Source organism: Asticcacaulis solisilvae, assembly GCF_017875235.1.
Lineage (GTDB): Bacteria > Pseudomonadota > Alphaproteobacteria > Caulobacterales > Caulobacteraceae > Asticcacaulis > Asticcacaulis solisilvae_A.
The window spans coordinates 66,120-88,297 of sequence record NZ_JAGGMI010000005.1 but is presented as its reverse complement, the minus strand read 5'-3'; the positions used below and the strand labels follow the sequence as shown (position 1 = coordinate 88,297).

Annotated in this window: 20 protein-coding genes; 8 read left to right on the top strand and 12 right to left on the bottom strand. The window is 62.4% G+C overall.

Annotation, left to right across the window (positions count from 1 at the left end):
* The first annotated feature begins 37 nt into the window (after positions 1–37).
* From J2X24_RS10175 to J2X24_RS10165, 3 genes are all read left to right on the top strand, one after another.
* Positions 38–1,291: a pentapeptide repeat-containing protein gene (locus tag J2X24_RS10175; RefSeq protein ID WP_209720560.1), complete on the top strand. Its 1,254-nt coding sequence runs from the start codon at positions 38–40 to the stop codon at positions 1,289–1,291.
* Positions 1,292–1,348: 57 nt separating this feature from the next.
* Positions 1,349–1,681: a TfoX/Sxy family protein gene (locus J2X24_RS10170; protein WP_209720557.1), complete on the top strand. Its 333-nt coding sequence runs from the start codon at positions 1,349–1,351 to the stop codon at positions 1,679–1,681.
* A gap of 76 nt (positions 1,682–1,757) precedes the next feature.
* Positions 1,758–2,945 carry a multidrug effflux MFS transporter gene (locus tag J2X24_RS10165; RefSeq protein ID WP_209720555.1) on the top strand — a complete coding sequence of 396 codons (1,188 nt, stop codon included), beginning with the start codon at positions 1,758–1,760 and terminating at the stop codon, positions 2,943–2,945.
* 151 nt (positions 2,946–3,096) lie between these two features.
* Here J2X24_RS10165 and J2X24_RS10160 read toward each other — a convergent pair whose 3' ends face one another.
* A complete protein-coding gene (locus tag J2X24_RS10160; RefSeq protein WP_209720553.1) occupies positions 3,097–3,573 on the bottom strand; it encodes an Hsp20 family protein in 477 nt (158 codons plus the stop codon).
* A gap of 222 nt (positions 3,574–3,795) precedes the next feature.
* A complete protein-coding gene (locus J2X24_RS10155; protein WP_245344600.1) occupies positions 3,796–4,599 on the bottom strand; it encodes a DUF2306 domain-containing protein in 804 nt (267 codons plus the stop codon).
* Positions 4,600–4,773: 174 nt separating this feature from the next.
* Here J2X24_RS10155 and J2X24_RS10150 point away from each other — a divergent pair, with 174 nt between their 5' ends.
* A complete protein-coding gene (locus tag J2X24_RS10150) occupies positions 4,774–5,778 on the top strand; it encodes a helix-turn-helix domain-containing protein (protein WP_245344599.1) in 1,005 nt (334 codons plus the stop codon).
* Here J2X24_RS10150 and trxB read toward each other — a convergent pair.
* From trxB to carB, 6 genes are all read right to left on the bottom strand, one after another.
* Positions 5,775–6,833, bottom strand: a complete 1,059-nt coding sequence (gene trxB / locus J2X24_RS10145; RefSeq protein WP_209720545.1) for a thioredoxin-disulfide reductase — start codon at positions 6,831–6,833, stop codon at positions 5,775–5,777. The genes J2X24_RS10150 and trxB overlap by 4 nt on opposite strands.
* A gap of 64 nt (positions 6,834–6,897) precedes the next feature.
* A complete protein-coding gene (locus tag J2X24_RS10140; RefSeq protein ID WP_209720542.1) occupies positions 6,898–7,911 on the bottom strand; it encodes a mitochondrial fission ELM1 family protein in 1,014 nt (337 codons plus the stop codon).
* Positions 7,912–8,069: 158 nt separating this feature from the next.
* The gene (gene greA, locus J2X24_RS10135; RefSeq protein ID WP_192619158.1) at positions 8,070–8,543 is read right to left on the bottom strand and encodes a transcription elongation factor GreA; all 474 of its coding nucleotides are present in this window, start codon (positions 8,541–8,543) and stop codon (positions 8,070–8,072) included.
* 265 nt (positions 8,544–8,808) lie between these two features.
* Positions 8,809–11,043, bottom strand: coding sequence for a DUF6311 domain-containing protein (locus J2X24_RS10130; protein WP_209720540.1), 2,235 nt, complete (start codon positions 11,041–11,043; stop codon positions 8,809–8,811).
* Between the two features lie 214 nt (positions 11,044–11,257).
* Positions 11,258–13,330, bottom strand: a complete 2,073-nt coding sequence (locus J2X24_RS10125; RefSeq protein WP_209720536.1) for a DUF6311 domain-containing protein — start codon at positions 13,328–13,330, stop codon at positions 11,258–11,260.
* Between the two features lie 93 nt (positions 13,331–13,423).
* Positions 13,424–16,717, bottom strand: a complete 3,294-nt coding sequence (carB, locus tag J2X24_RS10120; protein WP_209720533.1) for a carbamoyl-phosphate synthase large subunit — start codon at positions 16,715–16,717, stop codon at positions 13,424–13,426.
* Between the two features lie 476 nt (positions 16,718–17,193).
* Between carB and J2X24_RS10115 the strand changes: the two genes are divergently transcribed.
* From J2X24_RS10115 to J2X24_RS10105, 3 genes are read left to right on the top strand one after another with little or no spacing between them, the layout of a single operon-like run.
* Positions 17,194–17,706, top strand: coding sequence for a response regulator transcription factor (locus J2X24_RS10115; RefSeq protein ID WP_209720530.1), 513 nt, complete (start codon positions 17,194–17,196; stop codon positions 17,704–17,706).
* Positions 17,703–18,140, top strand: coding sequence for a hypothetical protein (locus tag J2X24_RS10110; RefSeq protein WP_209720527.1), 438 nt, complete (start codon positions 17,703–17,705; stop codon positions 18,138–18,140). The genes J2X24_RS10115 and J2X24_RS10110 overlap by 4 nt, the downstream gene beginning before the upstream one ends.
* A gap of 1 nt (position 18,141) precedes the next feature.
* Positions 18,142–18,591 carry a hypothetical protein gene (locus J2X24_RS10105; RefSeq protein WP_209720524.1) on the top strand — a complete coding sequence of 150 codons (450 nt, stop codon included), beginning with the start codon at positions 18,142–18,144 and terminating at the stop codon, positions 18,589–18,591.
* A 20-nt stretch (positions 18,592–18,611) separates the two neighbouring features.
* On the opposite strand, the gene carA is transcribed toward J2X24_RS10105, so the two are convergent.
* Entirely contained in the window at positions 18,612–19,802 is a 1,191-nt protein-coding gene (carA, locus tag J2X24_RS10100) for a glutamine-hydrolyzing carbamoyl-phosphate synthase small subunit (protein ID WP_209720522.1), read from the bottom strand.
* A 167-nt stretch (positions 19,803–19,969) separates the two neighbouring features.
* Between carA and J2X24_RS10095 the strand changes: the two genes are divergently transcribed.
* Positions 19,970–20,239 (top strand): hypothetical protein, encoded by a 270-nt coding sequence (locus J2X24_RS10095; RefSeq protein ID WP_209720519.1) that lies wholly within the window; start codon positions 19,970–19,972, stop codon positions 20,237–20,239.
* A gap of 5 nt (positions 20,240–20,244) precedes the next feature.
* On the opposite strand, the gene J2X24_RS10090 is transcribed toward J2X24_RS10095, so the two are convergent.
* The 3 genes from J2X24_RS10090 to J2X24_RS10080 are packed head-to-tail and all read right to left on the bottom strand — an operon-like array spanning position 20,245 to position 22,131.
* Positions 20,245–20,790 (bottom strand): mismatch-specific DNA-glycosylase, encoded by a 546-nt coding sequence (locus J2X24_RS10090; protein WP_209720516.1) that lies wholly within the window; start codon positions 20,788–20,790, stop codon positions 20,245–20,247.
* A 43-nt stretch (positions 20,791–20,833) separates the two neighbouring features.
* Positions 20,834–21,151 (bottom strand): heavy metal-binding domain-containing protein, encoded by a 318-nt coding sequence (locus J2X24_RS10085; protein WP_209720513.1) that lies wholly within the window; start codon positions 21,149–21,151, stop codon positions 20,834–20,836.
* A 20-nt stretch (positions 21,152–21,171) separates the two neighbouring features.
* A complete protein-coding gene (locus J2X24_RS10080; RefSeq protein ID WP_209720509.1) occupies positions 21,172–22,131 on the bottom strand; it encodes a cellulase family glycosylhydrolase in 960 nt (319 codons plus the stop codon).
* Positions 22,132–22,178 lie beyond the last annotated feature (47 nt).

The window sequence follows — 22,178 nt, the reverse complement described above, 5'->3', positions numbered from 1 at the left end:
CAGCCTGAGCGTTCGTTTTATCAGGACGCCGCGGTTCATGAGCGCCACTTCGGGCGAAAACAAGTATACCAAGCTGACGCAGGTCCAGATTGACCAGATGTGCGTCAAGCATGAGCGCTTCTTTGCCTGCAAGCCGGGCGGCGCCCGCGCGGTCTTCGCCTGGTGCGACCTGTCGGGTCTGTCTCTGCGTGGCCGAAACCTCCAGGACGCCGATTTCACCGCCGCCATCCTGACCGACTGCGACATGGTGGGCGTCGTTCTCGACAAGTCCAACCTGTTCTGCGCCGACCTGCAACTCGCCAACCTGACGGGCGCCTCCATGCGCCGCGTCGACCTGCGCGGCGCCTGCCTGCGCGGCGCCAACCTGTCGGGCGTCGATCTTTACGAGGCCGACCTGCGCGAAGGCGCCCTGGCCCTGCCGGACAAGGCGACGGGCCTGTCCTATGTCGAAATCTCGATGCGGACCGCCGAAGCCACCTATGCCAATCTGCGCGGCGCTAACCTTGAGCGCTCCAAGCTGTCGGGCATCCAGGCCATGAAGGCCGACTTTACCGACGCGGTGATGAAACAGTGCAAGCTGGTGCGCGCCAACCTGAAACAGGCGATCATGAACAATGTCGACCTGGCCGGCGCCGACCTGTCGGGCGCGGACCTGTCGGGCGCGTCGCTGAAGGACGCCGTGTTGATCAAGGCCAAGACGGATTCGTGGCGCGTCAACCAGACCGACATGAGCGGCGTGCTGACCGACAAGGTCGTCGGCACCGACGTCAAGGCGCTGCCGTTTGGCGAGATGCTCCATGACCACGCCAAGTGGGTCGACACGCTGGGCAAGGAAGGCAAGCCATCAACCTTCGACAAGGCTGACCTGCGCGCGCTGGGCTCGATCAAGGGGCTGAACCTGACGGCCCTGTCCGCCAAGGGCGCGGTCTTCTACGGTCTCGACATGCGGGACGTCCAGCTCCAGGGCGCGCACCTTGAAGAAGCCGATCTGCGCAACTGCAATCTCCAGGGCGCCGACCTGCGCGGCGTGCGCCTGTACAAGGCGCGGCTGGATGGAGCAAACCTGCAGGGCGCCAATCTCGGCGCGCTGATGATCGCGAAGGACCGCATGCTGCCGGCGGACCTGCGCGAAGCGCGCCTGCGCGGCGTTAATTTTGCCGGTGCCGAGCTGAAGCTGGTCAAGCTGGACGGCGCCGACCTGTCGCGCGCCAACCTCGAAAACGCCAGCATGAACCTGGAACAGCTCGAACACGTCACCTGCGTCGGCTTGCGCGGGCAGCTGGCCAGCTAGATCTTGCTATTATGATAGGTCAGCCATAGGCTTGTCCCCGGACAAGGAGGCGCCGTCATGGCCTATAGTGAATTGCTGGCCATGCGCTTTCGCGATGCTCTGGGGGCACGGTCCGGCATCGTCGAAAAGCGGATGATGGGCGGGCGGGTTTTCATGCTCGACGGCAACATGCTGGGTGCTGTCGGCCGGGATGCGTCAGGCGACCGTTTCATGTTTCGTGTGGGGCCCGATCAGATCGCTGAAGCCTTGGACAAGGGCGCGGTGCAAATGGAGATGGGCGGCCGGGTGATGAAGGGATTTATCTTCGTCCGGGAAGCCGGCGCGCATGACACCCTGGAAGACTGGGTTGCCATGGCGCGGCGCTTTGTCGAAACCCTGCCGGCAAAATAGGTCCTGCTGACAAAATCCTGTAGACGCGGTGATTAACCGCCGGTACTCGAACGCCGGTATAGCCACAGGACTCTTCATGACCATCGACAGTAAAAAAGGCAGCGCGGAATTCGTTGCGCTGATGGCCGTGATGATGTCGGTGGTGGCGATCTCGATCGATGCCATGCTGCCGGCGCTGGGGATTATCGGCGACGATCTGGGGCTCACCAATCCGAATCAGGCGCAATTCATCATCAGCTCGATCTTCGCCGGCATGGCGCTGGGCCAGCTGATCTGCGGGCCGCTGTCGGACGCGCTGGGCCGCAAGCGCGTCATCTACATAACCATCGTGCTCTACCTGATCGGCAGCGTGGTTTGCGTCTTGGCCGACAGCATCGAAGTCCTGCTGATCGGGCGGTTTTTGCAGGGGCTGGGGGTGTCTGGACCCTATGTCTCGACCATGTCGATCGTTCGCGACAAATATAGCGGCAGCGCCATGGGACGCGTCATGTCGCTGGTCATGATGATCTTCATCATGGTTCCGGCCATTGCACCCAGCCTGGGCGTCGCCATCCTGTCGTTTGCCTCCTGGCGCTATATCTTCGTGATGTTCATCGTCTACGCCCTGGCGGTGATGGTTTGGGTGACAATCCGCCTGGAAGAAACCCTGCCACCGGAAAAGCGCATCTCGTTCAGCATCGAACACATGATCAGCGGGGCTGCGACCGTCTTTGGTCATCGCCGCACCGTCTGCTACATGGTGGCCAGCGCGCTGATCTTCGGCGGCATGACCGGCTATCTCAATTCCAGCCAGCAAATATTCCAGGAGCATTTCGGCGTCGGTAATGCCTTTGCGCTGTATTTCGGCGGGCTGGCCCTGACATTCGGCGTATCGTCACTGAGCAATTCCCGCATCGTCGAGCGCATGGGCATGTTGCGCATCGTCGCCATCGCCTTTGCGGCGATCGTCGTCTGTTCGGCGATCTTCTTAGGGCTTAACTTGATCGCGCCGGCGACGCTATGGATGTTCGTCGCCTATGTCGGCTGTGTTTTCTTCTGCATGGGCTTTCTGTTCGGCAATCTGAACGCCCTGGCCATGGAGCCTATGGGCCAAATCGCCGGCATTGCTTCGGCGATCATCGGTTCGACCGCGTCGGTGATCTCGATCTGCCTCGGCACCTTTATCGGCCAGCTTTACAACGACACGGTCATTCCTATGACAGCGGGCTTTCTGGTGCTCGGCACGCTCGCCCTTGGACTGCTGGCCATCGCCCGCCGCGCATAAAAAAAGACCCTCAGGTCTCCGGCAGAGGTGCGCCCCAGGGGGATAAAGGGCGCAACGCATCTGTCGGACCTGAAGGCCGGGGAAGTTTTGGGAGAAACGAAAGAGGGTAGAACCGGCGCAGCGGGAAAAACTGCACCGGACTAGTTAAGCCTTACTCGGCGGCCTGGAGAACCGGCTGGCTGTCATTGCCAGCGGTCTTGATGGCGATCTGCTTGGCCTTCTTGGCTTCCGGCACTTCGAGCTTGAGACCAACCGACAGCAGGCCATTGGCCAGTTCGGCATCCGTCACGCGGATATGGTCATGAAGCTGGAAGCGGCGTTCGAAGCTGCGTTCGGCCAGGCCGCGATGCAGGAAGGTACGGTTGCCGTCGTCGGCGTCCTTCTTGCCGGTCACTGTCAGGACATTTTCCTTGACCTCGATGTTCAGCTGATCGGGACGGAAACCGGCAACGGCGATTTCGATGCGGTAGGTGTCGCTTTGACCATCTTCGGACGCAAAGCGTTCGATATTGTAGGGCGGCCAGCCCGGCGCGGCGTCGGCGCGGGTGGCAGTGTCGAGCAGGTTGACCAGGCGGTCAAAACCAACAGCCGAACGGTACAGGGGCGAGAAATCGATAGCGGTACGCATAGGGGCTCTCCTCATCAAAAAGCGAGTGCCTTACGGACGGAGTACGTCGTCCATAAAGGTTTGATTTTGAAAGACATCCACATCCCCAACTGGGCGATGCTGCCGTTCAAGAAGGCCCGTCAGCGGCGCCTTCGCTCTATGATTTGGGAGCCCGGAATAGCCGTTCAAGGGCGCTTGCGAAGATTTTTTCGAAAATGCCCTGAGAATTTTTTGTGGCGCCGGCTACAGCGTGTACGGCCCCCACATGAAGGCGATCGCGCCGAATATGCCCACGGCCATGAGGGCTGTCAGGACCAGGAGCAGGATGCTGACCAGCCGTTTCGTGACGGCGCGCGGGCTGCGTTGGGCCATGAAATAGAGTTCCAGGACCGCCAGCGGAATGAGATAACAGCCGAATTGCAGCGCGATATCCACGGGGCCCGACAGGGTTTCGGTCAGCCCCCAGCCATGGGTCAGCACCGCCCAGCCCATGATTTCCACCCTGAGGAACCAGACTGCGTTGACTACCATGAAGGTCCGCATGGCCCAGCGCCGGTGGGCGTCGATGTCGCGCTTCATGGCCAGTCGCAAAGCTATGGTGCCGAACAGAAGAATGAGGACGCCGTCGATCGAGACTGGAATGGCTTGCGGGACGGTGAAATAGGTCACACGGGCCCACGTCAGCCACAGGCCACCCAGCGCCATGAAAAAAGCGATGATGAGAAACAGGCGGCCGTTCCAGCGGTGCAGAGCCGGAACGCGCCTGCGGATCATGGGGATGAGCTGGATCAATCCGCCCAGCGTGACGACAACCGCCAGCAGAACGTGGGCGGCGAACATGACATTGCCGATGAGGTCGCCTTCGACATAGCCCTTGATGATCGGCTTGTCGTTCCAGCCGGCATAGTTGCCGCTCATCGTCTTGCGGCCATAGTGGGCGACGATCATCCAGATAAAGGCCAGTTGGCCGACGGCGGCGGTCAGGTACCAGATCAGGCCGGAACGCCGCAGCCACGTGCTGCCGGCGGGGGGTGTTCGCGGTGTCATGTACGGTGCGGTCTCCATCTATCGCGGCGACGGCCGCGATCCTGGCCGGAGATTTCCTGTGTGGCGCATGGCCGTCTCGCCGATTTGGAAATCGGCGATATATTTCACCCTTAGGGTCTATCGTTGCGGCGCGCGTGATGGTGTAGGATGCGATGTCTTACGGGGAGGCGGGCCTTGGCCGCAGCACACGATATCTTTGCGTTACCGCCGGTTCCCGAAGACAAGGGGCCGAAGGACACGCACGTCTATGGCGCGCTGTTTATCGGCGCCATCGCCTTCTTTTTCGTGGGCCGGCTGACAGGCGATCGGTTCGGTATTATTTCCGACCTGATCGCCATTGCTGCCAATGCGACCTGCGGATGGTCATGGCTGCTGGCGCGGTCGCTGTTCCGGCCGAAGGCCGCGCGCGCTTCGCCGTGGCCATTGGCGGCCGTCCTGGCCCTGGTGGCTGCGGGCGCGTTCGTACAGTTCGCCGATGGCCGGGCAGAGCCTTTGACGCACATGGTCGCCAACCTTCAGGGCCTCATCAGCGCGACCGTCTTGGTGCTGGCGCTGAGCGAACCGGTCAGGGATTTGCGCAAGGACACGCCCAGGGCCGAGCGGTGCTTCCGCCTGGCCTTCCTCGGCGGACACGCTGCCCTGACCACTGTCGCGGTCGTGTGGGCCAGCGGCGCGCCCGCCAGCAGCATTGCCGCGCAATCGAGCGACGCGATCAAGCTCACCTGCGCGGTGCTGGCGGTGCTGGCGGCCGGTGTCGCCATCTGGTATCGCGGCGGTGCGCCCCAGCCGGAGCCCGTCCGGCGCCGGAATGCCGTGTCGGCCGATGAGGTCCTGGCTGCCCGTATCCTGGCCTTGCTGACCGACGAAGCAATTTACACCATATCCAGCCTGAAGGTCGCCGACCTGGCGCGGCGCCTCAATGAGGCGGAATACAAGGTGACGCAGTGCATTACGGGGCCGCTGGGCTTCCGCAATTTCAACCACATGATCAATCACTTCCGCATCAAAGAAGCCGCCCGCCGGCTGGCCGATCAGGGCTGCGATCACCTGCCGGTGCTGACGATCGCGCTCGATTGCGGGTTTGGCTCGATCGGACCATTCAACCGGGCGTTCAAGGCGCAGTTTGGCGAGACGCCGACGGCGTTTCGCGAAGCCCGGCGGACACGCGTGGCCGCTTAAACCTTCGCCGCGACCTTCTTCTGCTTGGGCGTCAGGTGAGAGAACTCTTCATCGACTTCCTTCGCCGTCAGCAGCGAATGGTGATGGTCTTCTTCGGCCAGCAGGCGGATGGCTTCGAGCGCTGCCTGGCAACCCATGCCGGCCGCGGTGACGGCCTGGCGGTAGACATCGTCAGTAACATCGCCGGCGGCAAAGACGCCCTTGATCGAGGTCTTGGGCGTACCGGGCTCGACCACCAGATAGCCGCCGGCCTTGGTTTCCAGCTGACCTTCGAACAGTTGCGAGGCGGGCGCGTGGCCGATGGCGATGAAGACGCCGTCGAGATCGACAACGCGATCGTCATCGGCTTCGTTGACCGTCGACTTCAGGCGCACGCCGGTAACGCCCATGCCGCCGAATTCATTGGTTTCGCCCAAGATCTCATCAAGGGCGACGTTCCAGATCGGCTCGATCTTGGGATCGTTCAGCAGGCGCTCGACCAGGATCTTTTCGGCGCGCAGCTGTTCGCGGCGGTGGATCAGATAGACCTTGGCAGCGAACTTGGTGAGGAACAAAGCTTCCTCGACGGCGGTATTGCCGCCGCCGACGACGGCCACGACCTTGTTGCGGTAGAAGAAGCCATCACATGTGGCGCAGGCCGACACGCCGAAGCCCTGATAGGTCTTTTCGGATTCAAGGCCCAGCCACTTGGCTTGGGCGCCGGTGGCGATGATGACGGTTTCGGCCAGGTACTGGGCGCCGCTTTCGGTTTCGAGCAGGAAGGGGCGTTGTTGCAGGTCGGCCTTGGTGACGATCTCGGCGATGATCTCCGTGCCCATGTGCTCGGCCTGGGCCTTCATCTGGTCCATCAGCCACGGACCTTGGACGACCTCGGCAAAGCCCGGATAGTTTTCGACATCGGTGGTGATGGTCAGCTGGCCGCCGTCCTGCGGACCGGTGAAGATGACCGGCGACAGGAGGCCGCGCGCCGCATAGATGGCGGCGGTCCAGCCGGCGGGGCCGGTGCCGATGATGGCGCAGCGGACGGGACGGGGAGCAACGGGTGACTTGGGCATTATCTAGCCTATGGAATCGAAAATATTAACGGCCATTAGATAGGGAGCCGAGACGGCGTTGTCATCATTTATGCGCGGCGGCGCCCTGCTTTTGGGCGTAAACCTGCAGAACATGCCGGGCCGCCCGCGCCGTCTCATCGAGCGGAATATAACTCCAGCTATCGAGCTTGCCGGCGAAGGGCCGGGCGATGCCATGCATGCGCAGGTTCTTGTGGAAGATATCGAACTTCTGGCTGGGACGCAGGCGGTCCATGCCGAGCAGGTGGACGGGACGGCCGGTACCGGCGGCTTCGGTCGCCATGTTGACCGAGTCTTCCGTGACGAGGACGTGGTCGGCGGCATGCAGGAAGGCGAAATAGGGATTGGGACCGTCGCCCGTGTAAACCATGCCCGGCAGGCCCGACAGGACCCGTTCGAACACAGCGCGTGCGGACGGAGGCGTGCGGCGTGACAGGCTGAGCAGCAGCGAGCCCTTGGCCTCGGTGACCGCCGTGCGGATATTTTCGGCCAGGATCTCGGCGCGCGCCTCGCTGATGTCATAGACCTTGGAGCGGCCGCCGATCAGGACGGCGATGCGTGGCGCATGTAAGGCTTCGATTTGCGCCTGCCACGGCGCGTATTCGCTGGCCAGCCGTTCCGGCGTGATACGGTTGGTCGATCCCAGCAGTGGCAGGACGTGGGCAAAGGTCAGGTTGTCGTGCTCGGGCGCGACGATCAGGTCGAAATCCTTGTAACCCAGCTTGGGGTCCTGGAGCTGTACGACCAGGGTCTGGCCGCCCGACCTGTGGCGCATGCGCAGCGAATGGGGCAGGGTGGCGCGGCCGGCGGCGATCCAGATGTCGGGCCACGGCGGGGCGATACGGTCGCTGTCACCGGCCAGCATGGCGTCGGGCAGGATCTTAAGCGGCGTCGGCCAGCGATCGAAAATCCTGGCGTAGCGGATATGTTTGGTGGTGATATCGGCCGGCGCCTGGCGCGCAATGGCTTCGGCCAGGCCAAGCACCTGGCTTTCGATGCCGGCGCGGCCGTCGGACACGGCCCAAATGGTCAGTACGTTATTGTGGGTCACCGACGTCATCACCGCTCCGGGCCAGCCATCCGATTGCCGGACGCCCGCATCGGCCAAAGATGAGGGCAGATATGTCAAAGACTTGCCGAGGCTGTGACCTGGCAAGTCTTATGCATAGTGATCCGCAAAATGGCCCGGCGCGTGCACCGGTCCTTTGCGAAAGCAAGCTAGATCCATTCGACCTTGGCGATTTCGTAAGCCTTGACGCCGCCGGGGGTCACGACCTCGACCACGTCGCCGACTTCCTTGCCGATCATGGCGCGCGACAACGGCGACGACAGCGAGATCTTGCCGGATTTCACGTCGGCCTCGTGGTCGCCGACCACCTGATAGCGGCCTTCTTCCTCGGTGTCCTCATCGACGACCGTGACGGTGGCGCCGAACTTGATCTGGTTGCCGCTCAGTTTCGACACGTCGATCACCTGGGCGCGGCTGATCTTGTCCTCGATCTCGGCGATCTGGCCTTCGATCCAGCCCTGGCGTTCCTTGGCGGCGTGATATTCGGCGTTTTCGGACAGGTCGCCGTGCGAACGGGCTTCCGAAATGGCGGCGATTACTGCGGGACGTTCGACGGACTTCAAACGCTTCAGTTCTTCGTCGAGAACCTTGTAGCCCGCGACGGTCATCGGCACTTTTTCCATGTGCGATTGATGTCTTCAGCCCCCCTGAGGAATGACAAAAACCCTACAAGCGGTCGAGGGGGATGCGACCGGCAGGGCAGATAGGTGCGCGGTGGAAGATCTGCAAGTGGCGATGCGCGTAAAGCTCGCGCGCCGGCAAATCCCCCGTCGACAATGGCGCGCTTCGCAGCGCACAATTCGTCGCGGGACAGCCCTTATAGTTTGATTTGTCCCGAAATGAAATAGCGATATTTCAGGGGGTGTCTGTAGCCTTTCCGCCGTGCTGTCAGCTGTCCCGCGTCAGGGCGCGCAAGGCCTCTTTCGCGGCTTCTTCGTCCAGCCGGGGCCGTTCGATGAACTCCATGTTCATCAGCTTGATCGAGGGCGCCGGAGCGGCGACGGCCTTGGCGGCGGGCGAACGGCCCGTGGTGCGCAGTGCCGCCAGCTTCACCGGCGCCTCGTCCGACGCGGTGATGACGAAGCGGATATTGAGGCTGTCGCGCCCCAGGACCGAAGCCGGCAGCGGTACCGTATATTCCTCCGCGCGGTGGTTGAGTTCCAGCGTTGTGGCCAGCTTGCCGTCGACGAGCACGGCGACGGTGGCCGGCACGCGGCTCTTGGCCTTGAGCGTCAGGTCCAGTGCCTTGGGCTGGCTCTTGAACTCCACGGCGCGGATGGGCACGACGACGTCGGCTTCGGGGCCATTGCTCCAGATGCCGTCATATTCCTGCCCGTTCCAGTTCTCGTCGATCAGGCAGTTGCCCTGGTCGAGCCAGCCGAACTTGATGCGGCTCTTGATCGGGTCCCACACCGGCCTGTCGAGCGGCAGGTTTTGGGCGCTCTGGGGCGGAATGACCCAGAAGCCATCGACCATGCGCACGCTGGACTGCAGGGCGGGCGGCACGTCGCACTGCTTGAGGAAGACGAACAGGCGGTCATTGCGCACCGTGCCGCGCTTGAAGGCGTCGCGGCCTTCGCGCTCGTGCGTCAGCTGGATCAGGTTCTGGCGCGCCGCGTACATGGTGTTGACCGGCTTGGCCTGCGACGTGGCGCGCCAGGTCAGTTCATAGAACAGGCGGTCGTTCATGTGGACATTGGGCGGATAGAAGTCGATGCCCTTTGAATGCGTGACCAGCTCGTCCCAGACCGGGCTGGGCGTCACGAAATAGGTCTCGCCGGTCGTGGCCAGCGACGTCGCCTTGCGCATGGCCTTGGCGACGCCCGAAATGTCGTAGGCCTGGATGATCAGCACCGCCGGCAGGATAATGCCGACCAGTTTAGGGCGGCTCTTGAACAGCACGACCAGCGCGGCCAGGATCAGGCAGTAGGTGATCGGCCAGACCAGGCGGCCCGAGGCGCGCAGGACCGCCGCGGGCCCGCGCAGCCAGGACGGCAGGTCGAAATGCCATACGGTATAGCCATAGAACTGGGCGTGGTTCGACACCGCGATCAGGAACAGGGCGATGAACGGCAGGGTGAGGTATTTCAAGCCGCTGAAGAAGGCGCGCGACTGACGCGCTTCGGGCGTGGTGATGTAGAGCACGGCGGCCGCCACGACCAGGACGATCAGTCCGAAGCCGAGATATTGATAGCCTTCGAAATACTGGCCACCGTCCAGAGGCCACGCCTTCAGGATTTGCGAGAAGTCGCTGCGCACCGGATTGATCCAGCCGTCGAGCGGGAAGGAGTAGAAGCCGTAGCCGCCGGCGCCCGGGCTCATGCCCTTGACGTAGGCGCCGCCGATGCCGAGCGTGACCAGGGGGAAGGCCAGGACGACCAGGGCGCGCCAGGTGACGTCCAGCAGCGCCGGGCGGTTCAGCTTGCGCGCCGCCGGCCAGAAATTCCGCAGGACGTCGCCGCCCCAGATCGCCGCGACCATGAACAGGAGATAGGGGTGGATCAGGCCCGACAGGCCCAGCAGCGCCGCCCAGTGGATCGTCTTGCGGTTCTCACCCTGGACATTGATGAAAATATGCAGGCTCCACAGGACCAGCCATTGCGCCACCAGGGTGTCGTGGCGCATGCGGTAGGTCAGCATGGGCAACAGGCTGAGCGCGATGGCGCCGCCCAGCGCTGCCCAGCGGTTCGGAGCATGCGGCCGCACCAGCTTCCAGGCGAAGACGAAGTGCATGACCATGCAGAACAGGAACCACGGGCCGATATACTGGAAGCGATCCGGCAGGAAGGCTTCAAATGGTTTGAAAATAAAGGCAAAGAACGGGTTCGAGTCGGTCGAGAACAGGCTGTTGCCGACGGGAGCGCCCAGCATGTATTCGTGGTTGAAGGTCGACCATGGCTCACGGCGGAAGGCGTTCCAACCCAGCACGTGCTGGCCCCAGTCCTCGTCCAGCAGCCACCCGACGCGCGTCGGATCGACGATGAACGGGCTGAAGAAGGCCAGGAAGATAAAGATAGGCGCAAGGATAACCGCCGCCCGGAACAGACCGTTGCGCACGGGGTCGGGAAGCGTCTGCACAGTGGATAGCCAGACCTGAGGCTTAAGCCATTGCGACAGGGACATGCCGGATCAACTCACAAATCATCAGTAAAAGGAGAGCGCCATAAAGCCGCCTTTTCTGATCGCGACTCAAGGCTTTTTTGCGGCGCAGCAATTGCCGCGTTTCCGCCATGCCATCATACGCGAAATTGCGTCTGCTCACAAGGTCGTGAACTTGTGAAGAATAGTTGGCGTTACCGGCGGCTGTGGCGGAAGGCGCCCAAATCTACGGTCTTTCTCAAAGGGGATCAATACGCAAGCTATAGATTTCGACGCCCATCTCCTTGCTGTCTGGCTTCTTGCCGGGCTCAGGGGCGGGGCGCAGATTGTCAAGCGTAACCTGCATACGGCCGGACTGGAGGGCTGATGAGGGTATGTCCACGACGACCTCTGCCGCTTTCTTGCCAAGACGCTGTTCCTTGAGCTTTACGCCGTTGATCGCCACTGTCAGGGTCTGGGCCTTGCGCCAGCCGCGGAGGGAAAGGATTAGGCGATAAGGTTTATTGGCCTCAGGTACGAAGGTCGGTGTGATGACCGCGGCCTGCCCCTTACTGTTCATGGCGTCGACTTGCGGCATCTGCCAGTCGCCGCCGAACCAGACGACCGAAGCATTGGCCGCGCCCGTGACATAGGTCTTACCGGTTTCGAACGGTTCGGGTTTCGGGCGCGCCAGCCCGACCTCGGCGCCTTGGGGCGGAATGATCCAGATGCCGTCGATCTCGCGCACCCGATCTTCCAGGCCCGCGGGAGCGGCCTTGCCCAGCATGACGTACAGGCGGCGCGGGTCCAGTTTGCCAACGCGAAAGTCGAGGTACTCCTGGCGTTGGATGGCATCCTGATGCGGATTCTCCCGTGCGGCATACATCATATTGACCGGGACCTTATGGTCCAGGGCATGCAGGATGATTTCATAAAAGGCGCGCTTGTCGGTCTGCGGCACGGCCGGCTGAAAAGATACCACTTCTGTGCGAGCCATGACGGCGTCCCACTGCTTGCTGGGCGTCAATGCGAAGGTCCGGCCGGTTGCCGCGTTGCCGGTCAGGGCGCGAATATTCGTCGCGAACTGCGACATGTCGGCCAACTGCAATACGATCGCGGCGCCGAGCAGGAGCCCTACGGTCCGAGGCCGGGTACGGTAGACGCAGATAATAGCAAGAAAAACGAGTGTATAGGCGATTGGCCAGAACAGGCGGCCGGACGCGCGCACGACATTAAGCAGGTTGACCAGAGGCGTTGGAAAGGACAGATCAACCAGCTTTATCGAATAAAGGTGAACCTGGTCGGTAATCGCCAGGACCAGCAGGATAATAAAAGGCCACTTCAACGGGCGCGCGGTGGCCAGAACCTCCGCACCCGACTTCACCGCCGGCGACTTGCGATACAGCCAGATCGCCGCGCCGATCAGGAACAGCAGACCCGCCCCCAGGTACTGGAAGCCTTCAAAGGCCATTCGCGGCGGCTGTGGTCCGTTGAGCAAGGCCAGGGCGAAGTCCTTGCGCGAAGGGTTGAAAATGGCGTCAAGCGGCATGCCGTAGACACCGAAGCCGTCACTGGCGGCGCTCTGACCGGAATAGGCGCCCGAAATGCCCAGGGTTACCGCCGGCGGAACAAGGGTCAGCAGGCCCAGGCCGATGGCGACAGCAAGCTGCTTCCAGTCGCGGCTTTTCAGTAGCGGGCCTGTGACGCGCAACTGATCCGCGCCCCACACAGCCAGGATCATGAACAGGAGATAGGGATGGATAAGGCCGGCCAGGCCCATGAGGAGTCCGTAACTGATAAGCTTGCGGCGCTCATCCTGGATTTCGAAGAAGATGTAGAGCGCGAGCAGGATCAGCCAGTGTGCGACCAGGGTATCGTGACCGATGCGCATATAAAGCGTCGGCAGCAGGGTCAGGAGGGTGGCGCCGGCAAGTGCGGACCATGGCCCGGGCGCATGGCGCGCCACCAGCCGGTAGGCGACATAGTAGTGCAGAACGATGCAGACCAGGAACCACCAGCCGATGAACTGGAAGTGCTGGGGTAATATGCCGGTGAGCCATCGCATGGGGATGGACACCAGCGGATTGGAGTCGGTGTAAAGGAGGCTCAGGCCGGTTGGGTAGGAAAGCAGGGTCTGGTAATTGAATGGCCAGGAGAGCGGGGTCTGGCGATAGGCGTGCCAGCCCAGGAAATGCTGTCCCCAGTCGCCGTCGAGCAACCAGCCGACCCGTGTCGGATCGAGGACCGCCGGCGTGAAGAACAGCATGAACAGGATGATTGGCATCGCAAAGGTCAAGGCCTTTCGGTGCTTTTCAAACTCACCTTGTTCCATTATCGCCCCCTCTTAACGCTGGCGGAGGCTATATCCTTTTCCTTTCGCAGCCGCAACGGACTACCGTTCGCGGCTGCGATGGATTTGACCTGATCAGGCGTAGGCCTGGAGCGCGCGGACGTCGAGCGTTTCCTTGGCGCCGGAGGCAATGGCGCGCGTAGCGGCCACGGCGCCCGAAGCGGTGGTGTAGTAGGGGATCTTCATCATCAGCGTCGTGCGGCGGATCGAGAAGCTGTCGGATAGCGACTGCTTGCCTTCGGTGGTGTTGAAGACCAGGGCGATCTCGCCGTTCTTGATGGCATCCAGGATGTTCGGACGGCCCTCCAGCACCTTCTTGATGCGCTCGACCTTGACGCCGTGTTCTTCCAGATAGTCGCAGGTGCCGCCGGTGGCGACGACCTCGAAGCCCAGATTGAGCAGGGTGCGGATCGACTCGACGATGACCGGCTTGTCCTGGTCCTTGACCGAGACGAAGACCTTGCCCGAGGACGGCAGCTTGACGCCGCTGCCCTGCTGCGACTTGGCAAAGGCGCGCGAAAAGGCGTCGATCATCTCTTCGCCGTCGCGCACCCAGTCGAGGCCCATGACCTCGCCGGTTGAGCGCATTTCCGGCCCCAGGACCGTGTCGACATTTGCGAAGCGGGCAAACGGGAAGACGGCTTCCTTGACGGCGACGTGGCGGTAGTCACGCGGCTTAAGGCCGAAGGAGGCGAGCGTCTCACCGGCCATAATCTTGGCGGCGATGCCGGCCAGCGGCTGGCCCAGGGTCTTGGCGACGAACGGCACGGTCCGCGAGGCGCGCGGATTGACTTCCAGCACGTAGATCTTCGGATCGGTGTACGGGTTCTCAATGGCGAACTGGACGTTCATCAGGCCACGGACCTTGAGCGCGCGGGCCAGTTCGACCGTCTGGCGCTCCAGTTCCTTGACCGTTTCCGGCTTCAGCGAAAACGGCGGCAGCGAACAGGCCGAGTCGCCCGAGTGCACGCCGGCTTCTTCGATATGCTCCATGATGCCGGCCACAAACACATCGGTGCCGTCGGCCAGGGCGTCGGCGTCGACCTCGATGGCGGCCGACAGGTACTGGTCGATCAGGACGGGCGAGTCGCCCGACACCTGCACGGCCTCACGGACATAGCGGGTCAGCTGTTCGTCGTCGCGGACGATTTCCATGGCACGGCCGCCCAGGACGTAGGACGGACGGATGACGATCGGATAACCGACTTCGTGGGCGGCCTTGAAGGCTTCGTCCGGCGTGCGGGCGATGGCGTTGACCGGCTGGGTCAGCTCGATGTCGCGCAGCAGGTGCTGGAAGCGCTCGCGGTCTTCGGCCAGGTCGATGGCGTCGGGCGAGGTGCCGAGGATGGGGATGCCTTCGTCTTCAAGCGCCTGGGCCAGCTTCAGCGGTGTCTGGCCGCCGAACTGGACGACGACGCCGGCCAATTCACCCTTCGACTGCTCGACGTGGATCAGTTCCAGCACGTCTTCGGCCGTCAGAGGCTCGAAATACAGACGATCGGACGTATCATAGTCGGTCGACACCGTTTCCGGGTTGCAGTTGACCATGATGGCTTCAATGTCGATGTCCTTGAAGGCAAAGGCGGCATGACAGCAGCAATAGTCGAACTCGATGCCCTGGCCGATCCGGTTGGGACCGCCGCCGAGGATGATGGCCTTCTTGCGATCTGACGGATCGGCTTCGCATTCCGGAATCTGGCCTAAAGCGCCCGATTCATAGGTCGAATACATATAGGCGGTGTTCGAGGCGAATTCGGCGGCGCAGGTATCGATGCGCTTGAAGACCGGGCGCACACCCAGTTCACGGCGGGCGGCGCGAACGTCCTTTTCTTTTTGGTCGGTCAGTTGCGCCAGGCGCTTGTCCGAGAAGCCCATGGCCTTCAGCGTGCGGAAGCCTTGCGCCGACTTGGGCAGGCCCAGGGCGCCGATCTTGGCTTCTTCGGAGACGATGGTTTCGATCTGGCGCAGGAACCACGGCTCATATGAACAGGCGGCGTTGATGTCCTCGACGCTCAGCCCATGGCGGAAGGCCTGGGCGATGACACGCAGGCGGTCCGGCGTCGGACGGCCCAGTTCGCGGATGACGGCTTCACGCAGGGCGTGCGGCTCGGCGTTCCTGGTGCCTGGAATCTCGATTTCGTCGAAGCCCGACAGGCCGGTTTCCAGGCCGCGCAGGGCCTTCTGCACCGACTCAGCGAAGGTGCGGCCGATGGCCATGACTTCGCCGACCGACTTCATCGAGGTGCCGAGCAGCGGCTCGGAGCCCGGATACTTCTCAAAGGCAAAGCGCGGGATCTTGGTCACAACATAATCAATGGACGGCTCGAACGAGGCCGGCGTGACCTTGGTGATGTCGTTTTGCAGCTCATCCAGCGTGTAGCCGACGGCCAGCTTGGCGGCGACCTTGGCGATCGGGAAGCCGGTCGCCTTGGAGGCCAGGGCCGACGAGCGCGACACGCGCGGGTTCATTTCGATGACGATCATGCGGCCGTCGGCCGGGTTGAGCGCGAACTGGACGTTCGAGCCGCCGGTTTCGACGCCGATTTCGCGCAGGACGGCCAGCGAGGCCGAACGCATGATCTGGTATTCCTTGTCCGTCATGGTCAGGGCGGGGGCAACCGTGATCGAATCGCCCGTGTGCACGCCCATCGGGTCGACGTTTTCGATCGAGCAGACGATGATGCAGTTGTCCGCCGTGTCGCGGACGACCTCCATCTCGTATTCCTTCCAGCCGAGGATCGACTCTTCGATCAGCACTTCGGTGGTCGGGGACAGGTCGAGGCCGCGCTCGACGATTTCCTTGAATTCTTCCTGGTTGAAGGCGATGCCGCCGCCGGTGCCGGCCAGGGTAAACGACGGTCGGATGACGGCGGGCAGGCCGCCAATGGTCTTCAGGCCTTCGACGGCCTCTTCCCAGGTGTGGGCGACGGCGGATTTGGCCGATTCCAGGCCCAGCTTGTCCATGGCGTCGCGGAACTTCTGGCGGTCTTCGGCCTTGTCGATGACCTCGGCCTTGGCGCCGATCATTTCGACATTGTATTTCGCCAGGACGCCGGAATTCTCCAACGCCAGCGCGGTGTTCAGCGCCGTCTGGCCGCCCATGGTCGGCAGAAGCGCGTCCGGGCGCTCCTTGGCGATGATCTTCTCGACGAATTCCGGCGTGATCGGTTCGATATAGGTCGCATCGGCCACGTCCGGATCGGTCATGATCGTGGCGGGGTTCGAATTGACCAGGATGATGCGGTAGCCTTCCTGACGCAGGGCCTTGCACGCCTGGACACCCGAATAGTCGAACTCACAGGCCTGGCCGATGACGATCGGGCCGGCGCCAATGATGAGGATGGACTTGAGGTCTGTACGTTTGGGCATCTCGGTCTTTCGTAACGCGCGCGAACCGTCCGCGCTCAGGGGCGCTGACACGGCCGGGACTTTCGGGTTTTGGGCTAAGCGGGTGCTTTAGTGCCTAGGGCCCCGCAGCGCAACCCGATTCTTGCCCGCTATCCGATTCTTTACGGCGCGCGGTCCCTCGTAATGGCGCCGATGCCCTTGCCACCCATAGGCGGATCGCGATGGCCACGGCCCGTGACCCGCCATTCGCGAATCGATTCCGGCGCCGAATCTCAAGTGTTTCCACAATGCCACCTCCGTTGACTGTTGAAGTGGGGCCAGACTGCCGGCCGCGACGAAGCGAGAAAGCCAAGGTTTTGAAAGGATTGTCCCGCCGCCTGCGTACCTCTATGCAACTGTCGGAGGATTTGCATTGCCAGAAGGACAGGCGTGCGGCACATTCCGGCGAAGTTTGGGGATTAAGAAGCGTGCCCGGGAAGTCAAAAGTTGTTACGGGCGTGGACAGTCTGTCCAGACGCCAGAAGGAAATTCTGCGCCTGGTGGCGCGGCATCATCAGGTCAAGGAGATCGCCCGCCTCCTCAATATCAGCGAGGCAACCGTCCGGACCCACACCGAAGAGGCGCGCCGGCGCTTGGGCGCCGCGACCAGCCGTGAGGCGGCGATCGTCCTGCTGCGGCATGAAAGCGGCGACGGCAGCCTGAGTGAGCAGGAACTGTTGCCGGGTTCACCGGCGGACGTCCCGGGCGGTTCACTCATCGATTCGCAGGAAAACGTGCCCGTCGAGTTATACAACGTGGCGGCGCAGACGGAACCCACCCTCCGGCCTGCCGGCAGCCTCATGCCGAAGTCACGCACATTTGCTGCCTGGCTCAAGGAAAGATCCATTATCGAGTGCGTGGGAATCATCCTGCTCATGGCATTGGGGTTGACCGTCATCCTGGTGGCCCTTTTGACCAGCGCCGCGACCCTTATCCAAGCCATCCAGAATCTGACCGGGCAGACTCAGTGACCCTGGACTGGGAACTGATCCATTTCTTCTGGAAATACACTGCGCGAAGCCTCTGCATTATCATCTGCGTCTGGGCGTTCCTGCAGGGCGGCGTGACCGAGCGCGCCGGTGCGCTGATCACGATCGTTGCCTGGTATATCTCGTTCATTCATGCCACGCACGACGGCAGCGGCCCGGCGATAACGACCGTCGTCGTCGATATCGTGGCGATGCTCTGTTTTGCCGTCCTTGCGATCTGGTCGCGGCGGCCCTGGACGTTTTTCATTACGGCCTGCATGGTCAATGCGGTCGTGACGCATTTTATCGCGCGCACGTTGGGGCTTGGTACCTTTGCCTATGTAACAGTCAGCGGCTTTTGGGGCGGTTACGGCATACTGGCCTGCCTGGCCGCGGGCATCATGGGGCACAGGGCGCTTGTAAGACAGGGGGGCTGATTTGGATCTTCACACGCTGGAATTCCTGTACAGATACGGGGCATGGGTCCTTTTTTTCGTGATCTGCGGCTGGGCCTTCTGGCGCGGCGGCAAGACCGAACGGATAGCGGCGGCGATTACCGTTGTGTCCTGGGGTATCGGTTTGCTAACGCTGCCTTTGGACAATTACAGGCCGGGCCCGTTCAGTGTGGCGATCGATGTCGCCACATTGATCTGCTACGGCTGGCTGGCGATCCGCTCACGCCGTATCTGGGTGTTTTTCATTACCGCCGCCAATGTGAACACCCTGATCACGCATTTCATCGCCAAATGGCTGCATCTCGGCGCCTACGGCTATATTACGGTATTGGGCGTCTGGGGCAGCTATGCGCCCCTGATCTGCCTGGGTGTCGGTATGTGGGGATATCAGCGCGCAAAGAAAAGGGCGGCCATCGCGGCCGCCCAAACGTAAGAGCAAAGACCTGGCGGCGCTTACGCCTCGACGGCCTGATGCTGACGCATATATTGGGCGAAGCGCTCGAACAGGTAGAGCGAATCGACCGGGCCAGGCGAGGCCTCGGGGTGGTGCTGGACGCTGAAGACCGGCTTGTTAGCCATGGCGATGCCGCAGTTCGAACCATCGAACAGCGAGACATGGGTTTCGACCACGCCTTCGGGCAGGCTGTCGCGATCGACCGCGAAGCCGTGGTTCATCGACACGATCTCGACCTTGCCGGTTGTCTCGTCCTTGACCGGGTGGTTGGCGCCGTGGTGGCCCTGGCCCATCTTGATCGTCCTGGCGCCCAGAGCCAGGGCCAGCATCTGGTGGCCGAGGCAGATACCGAAGACCGGCAGGCCAGCATCGACCAGCTTGCGGATGACCGGGACGGCGTATTCGCCGGTGGCGGCGGGATCGCCCGGGCCGTTCGACAGCAGCACGCCGTCGGGATTGCGGGCCAGGATGTCCTCGGCCGAGGTCTTGGCCGGGACGATCTGGACGTCGGCACCGATATCGACCAGGGCGCGCAGGATGTTCTGCTTGACGCCGTAGTCGATGACCACGACCTTGAACGCCTTATCCTTCCCGTCCTGGTAGCCCTGCGGCCACTGCCACAGGTCGGTGGTGTAGGTCGAGGATTGCGCGGAAGTCGCCGCGGGTGCGAGATCCAGTCCGCCGATGCCGGACCAGTTGGCGGCCTTGGTGATCAGGGCCGGAATGTCGAAGACCCCTGTCGGCGAATGGGCGATGATGCCATGCGGCATGCCCTTATCGCGGATGCGCTTGGTCAGGGCGCGCGTGTCGATGCCGGCGATGGCGACGACGCCGCGCTGGGTCAGCCAGTCATTGAAGCTGAGGGTCGAGCGCCAGTTGGCTGGCGGCGTCGGCAGGTCGCGGAAGATCGCGCCCTTGGCCGCGCGCCTGGGGTCATTGCCCAATTGCTCGACATCGTCGGCATTGACGCCAACATTGCCGACGTGTGGAAAGGTGAAGGCGACGATCTGTTCCATATAGGACGGATCGGTCAGGATTTCCTGGTAGCCGGTCATGGCGGTGTTGAAACAGACCTCGCCCAGCGCTTCGCCGGCGGCGCCGCAGCCCAGGCCCTGATAGACGGTGCCGTCCGCCAGGACAAGCACTCCGGTGCAGCCGGGCAGCAGGTCGGTAGGGGCTTGATCGGTCATGGGCGGGACTCACTTTTATGGGATGCGGGCAAACGGCCGCACACATAGGGGGCCGGGGGCCGCAGGTCAATGCGCAGCTGCGAAATCTTGACGAATGCCATCATCGACATGTCACAAAGTGCACTTAAGAACGGTGGTTTATGAGCCGTTTTAGCTAGGGGAGCGATATGACGACGGAGACGCCTGCTATTCTTCTGACGACCGCGGACATTGAAAATATCGAAAAAGAGCGGGCGCAACTCGATGCCGAAGTGGCGATGCTGGTCAAGAAGCACGCGGAACTGGACCAGCGCCGGACCGAGCTGTCCGAGCGCCTGGCCAAGATCCACACCCTGCTCGATGCGCTCGGCCTGGGCACGCTGGGGCAATTGTCGTCCAACTCCCTCTATGCCGCGCGCAACGTCAAGTCCGTGCCGCGCAACGGCGTGATTTCGTAACCCGATTACGGCATGGCCTTGACCGCGTCGGCCAGGTCCTGCCACGCCTGTTGATCCCAGAAGATGCGGGCCTGCCCTGAGGGCGACGGCAGAACGCAGATGCGCGTCTCGCCGACCTTGTCGTCCTGAAAGCCCAGTGGAATCGCGCCCGTTGGCCGGCCGAGGAAGGTGCCAGCGCCCGTCTTGCTGGTGAAGGCGAGGATACGCGGCTGGAATTTCAGAATCTTATTCCGCAGCGCCCCGGCATCGAGGGCGCCGGCCGGCAGTTCGTTGTCATTGCCGAAATGCGCCTTGCACAGGTCGGTCAGGCCTATGCCGAATTGCAGCAGCGTCGCGTAATCCTCGGGCCGCACCCTTTCCGGCGTCAGGCCGATATTGTGCAGCGTTCGCCAGAAGAAGTTGCCGGGATTGGCGTAGTAGGCGCGGCGTTCGGCGGACACGCGCCCGAGCGCCGTACCACAGAACACCACCTTCAGTCCGGCTGAAAGCAAGTCGGGGACGCAATGTTCGGCGGGCAGGGGACCAAATTTATCAAGACGCGTTTCGGGCATGGCACTTAACTCTGAGGGATACTGCCCGTCAGATAGGAAGCCCTCAGCTGATTGTCACGGCTGTCCCTGAGCAACTGACCATCAGCATGCTGCCCTGGCCGACCGTCGAATAGTCGATGTCGACGCCGACAATGGCGTTGGCACCGCGCTTCTGCGCCTCGGCTTCCATTTCGCGCAGGGCGGCGTCGCGGGCTTCGCGCAACACCTCTTCGTAGGCGCCGGACCGGCCGCCGACGATGTCGCGGATGCCGGCAAAGAAGTCGCGGAAGATGTTGGCGCCCAATATGGCCTCGCCGGTGACCACGCCGAGATAGGCGGTGATCTTGCTGCCTTCGATGGAATTCGTTGTCGTAACCTGCATGGCGGCGCTTCCTTGATGCGTTATTTTAACGATCGCCAGCGCGAAATGATCTCTTCACCCCGGCGGGTGGGCGTTACCTTGCCATAGTCCTGCGACATGTCCAGCACGCGCGTGGCTCCGCCATTGCCCTTCCAGCTCCAGGCCAGCCAGCCGACGCCTTGTGCATCAGCCGATTGCATCAGGTAGAGATGATCGACCGTATGGCCGTCCTCGTTGAGCTCCCGGTCGCCGAATTCTCCCAGCATAAAAGGCAGGCCGGTGGCTTTCAGGGCCGAAATATTGTCGTCGATGCGGCCGGGGTTGTTCCACAGGTGGTGGTAGGCGTGGACGGAAACGATGACGTTTTTCAGCGGGTCCGCCGCGATAAAGGCCTTGCCGCGTCCTTCTGTAAAGCTTGCCGTGGCCTGGCCGCAATCGGCGGCGTCGATGACGATTGGCGCGCGGAAGCCTTTGGCGCGGAAGGCCTTGATCAGGTCGGTGTAGGTCGCGGTATAGTCCTTGAAGCCGTCCTTGGAGGTGCCCCACTCATTGGCGATATTGAGCATGATCCAGGGTTGGTACTTTGGTTCTTTCAGCACCTTGGCCCAGCGCTTCAACCAAAGGGCTTCGGTGTCCTTGCGCAACAGCGCGCTGTCAGAGGCGCAGGTGATGTCCTTTTCCCAGTAGAAGATCATGACCGGGATCTGGTGTGCTACCGCCGCGTCCAGCGCACGGCGCAGTTGCCCCGCGGTGGTGTTTCGGCGCAGCTGCAGGCGGATCATGTTGGCGCCGGCGCTGTCTATGGCGGCGATAGCCGGCAAGGCGCGATCAGGATGGTCGCCATATTGCAGGTTGACGCCGCGCGCTACGAATTCGCGGCCATCGGGCGTCAAGATTCGGCTGTTCTCAGTCGTGAAGACCGGTGGGTTGGCTTGCGGCGCCGCCATCGCGGAACTCGACAGCAATGCGGCCAGGACAGTCAGCCTCAAAATCCGTGTCATTTTCATCTCCCTGTCCGGTCTGGTTAGCAGATTTTGGAATAATGAAA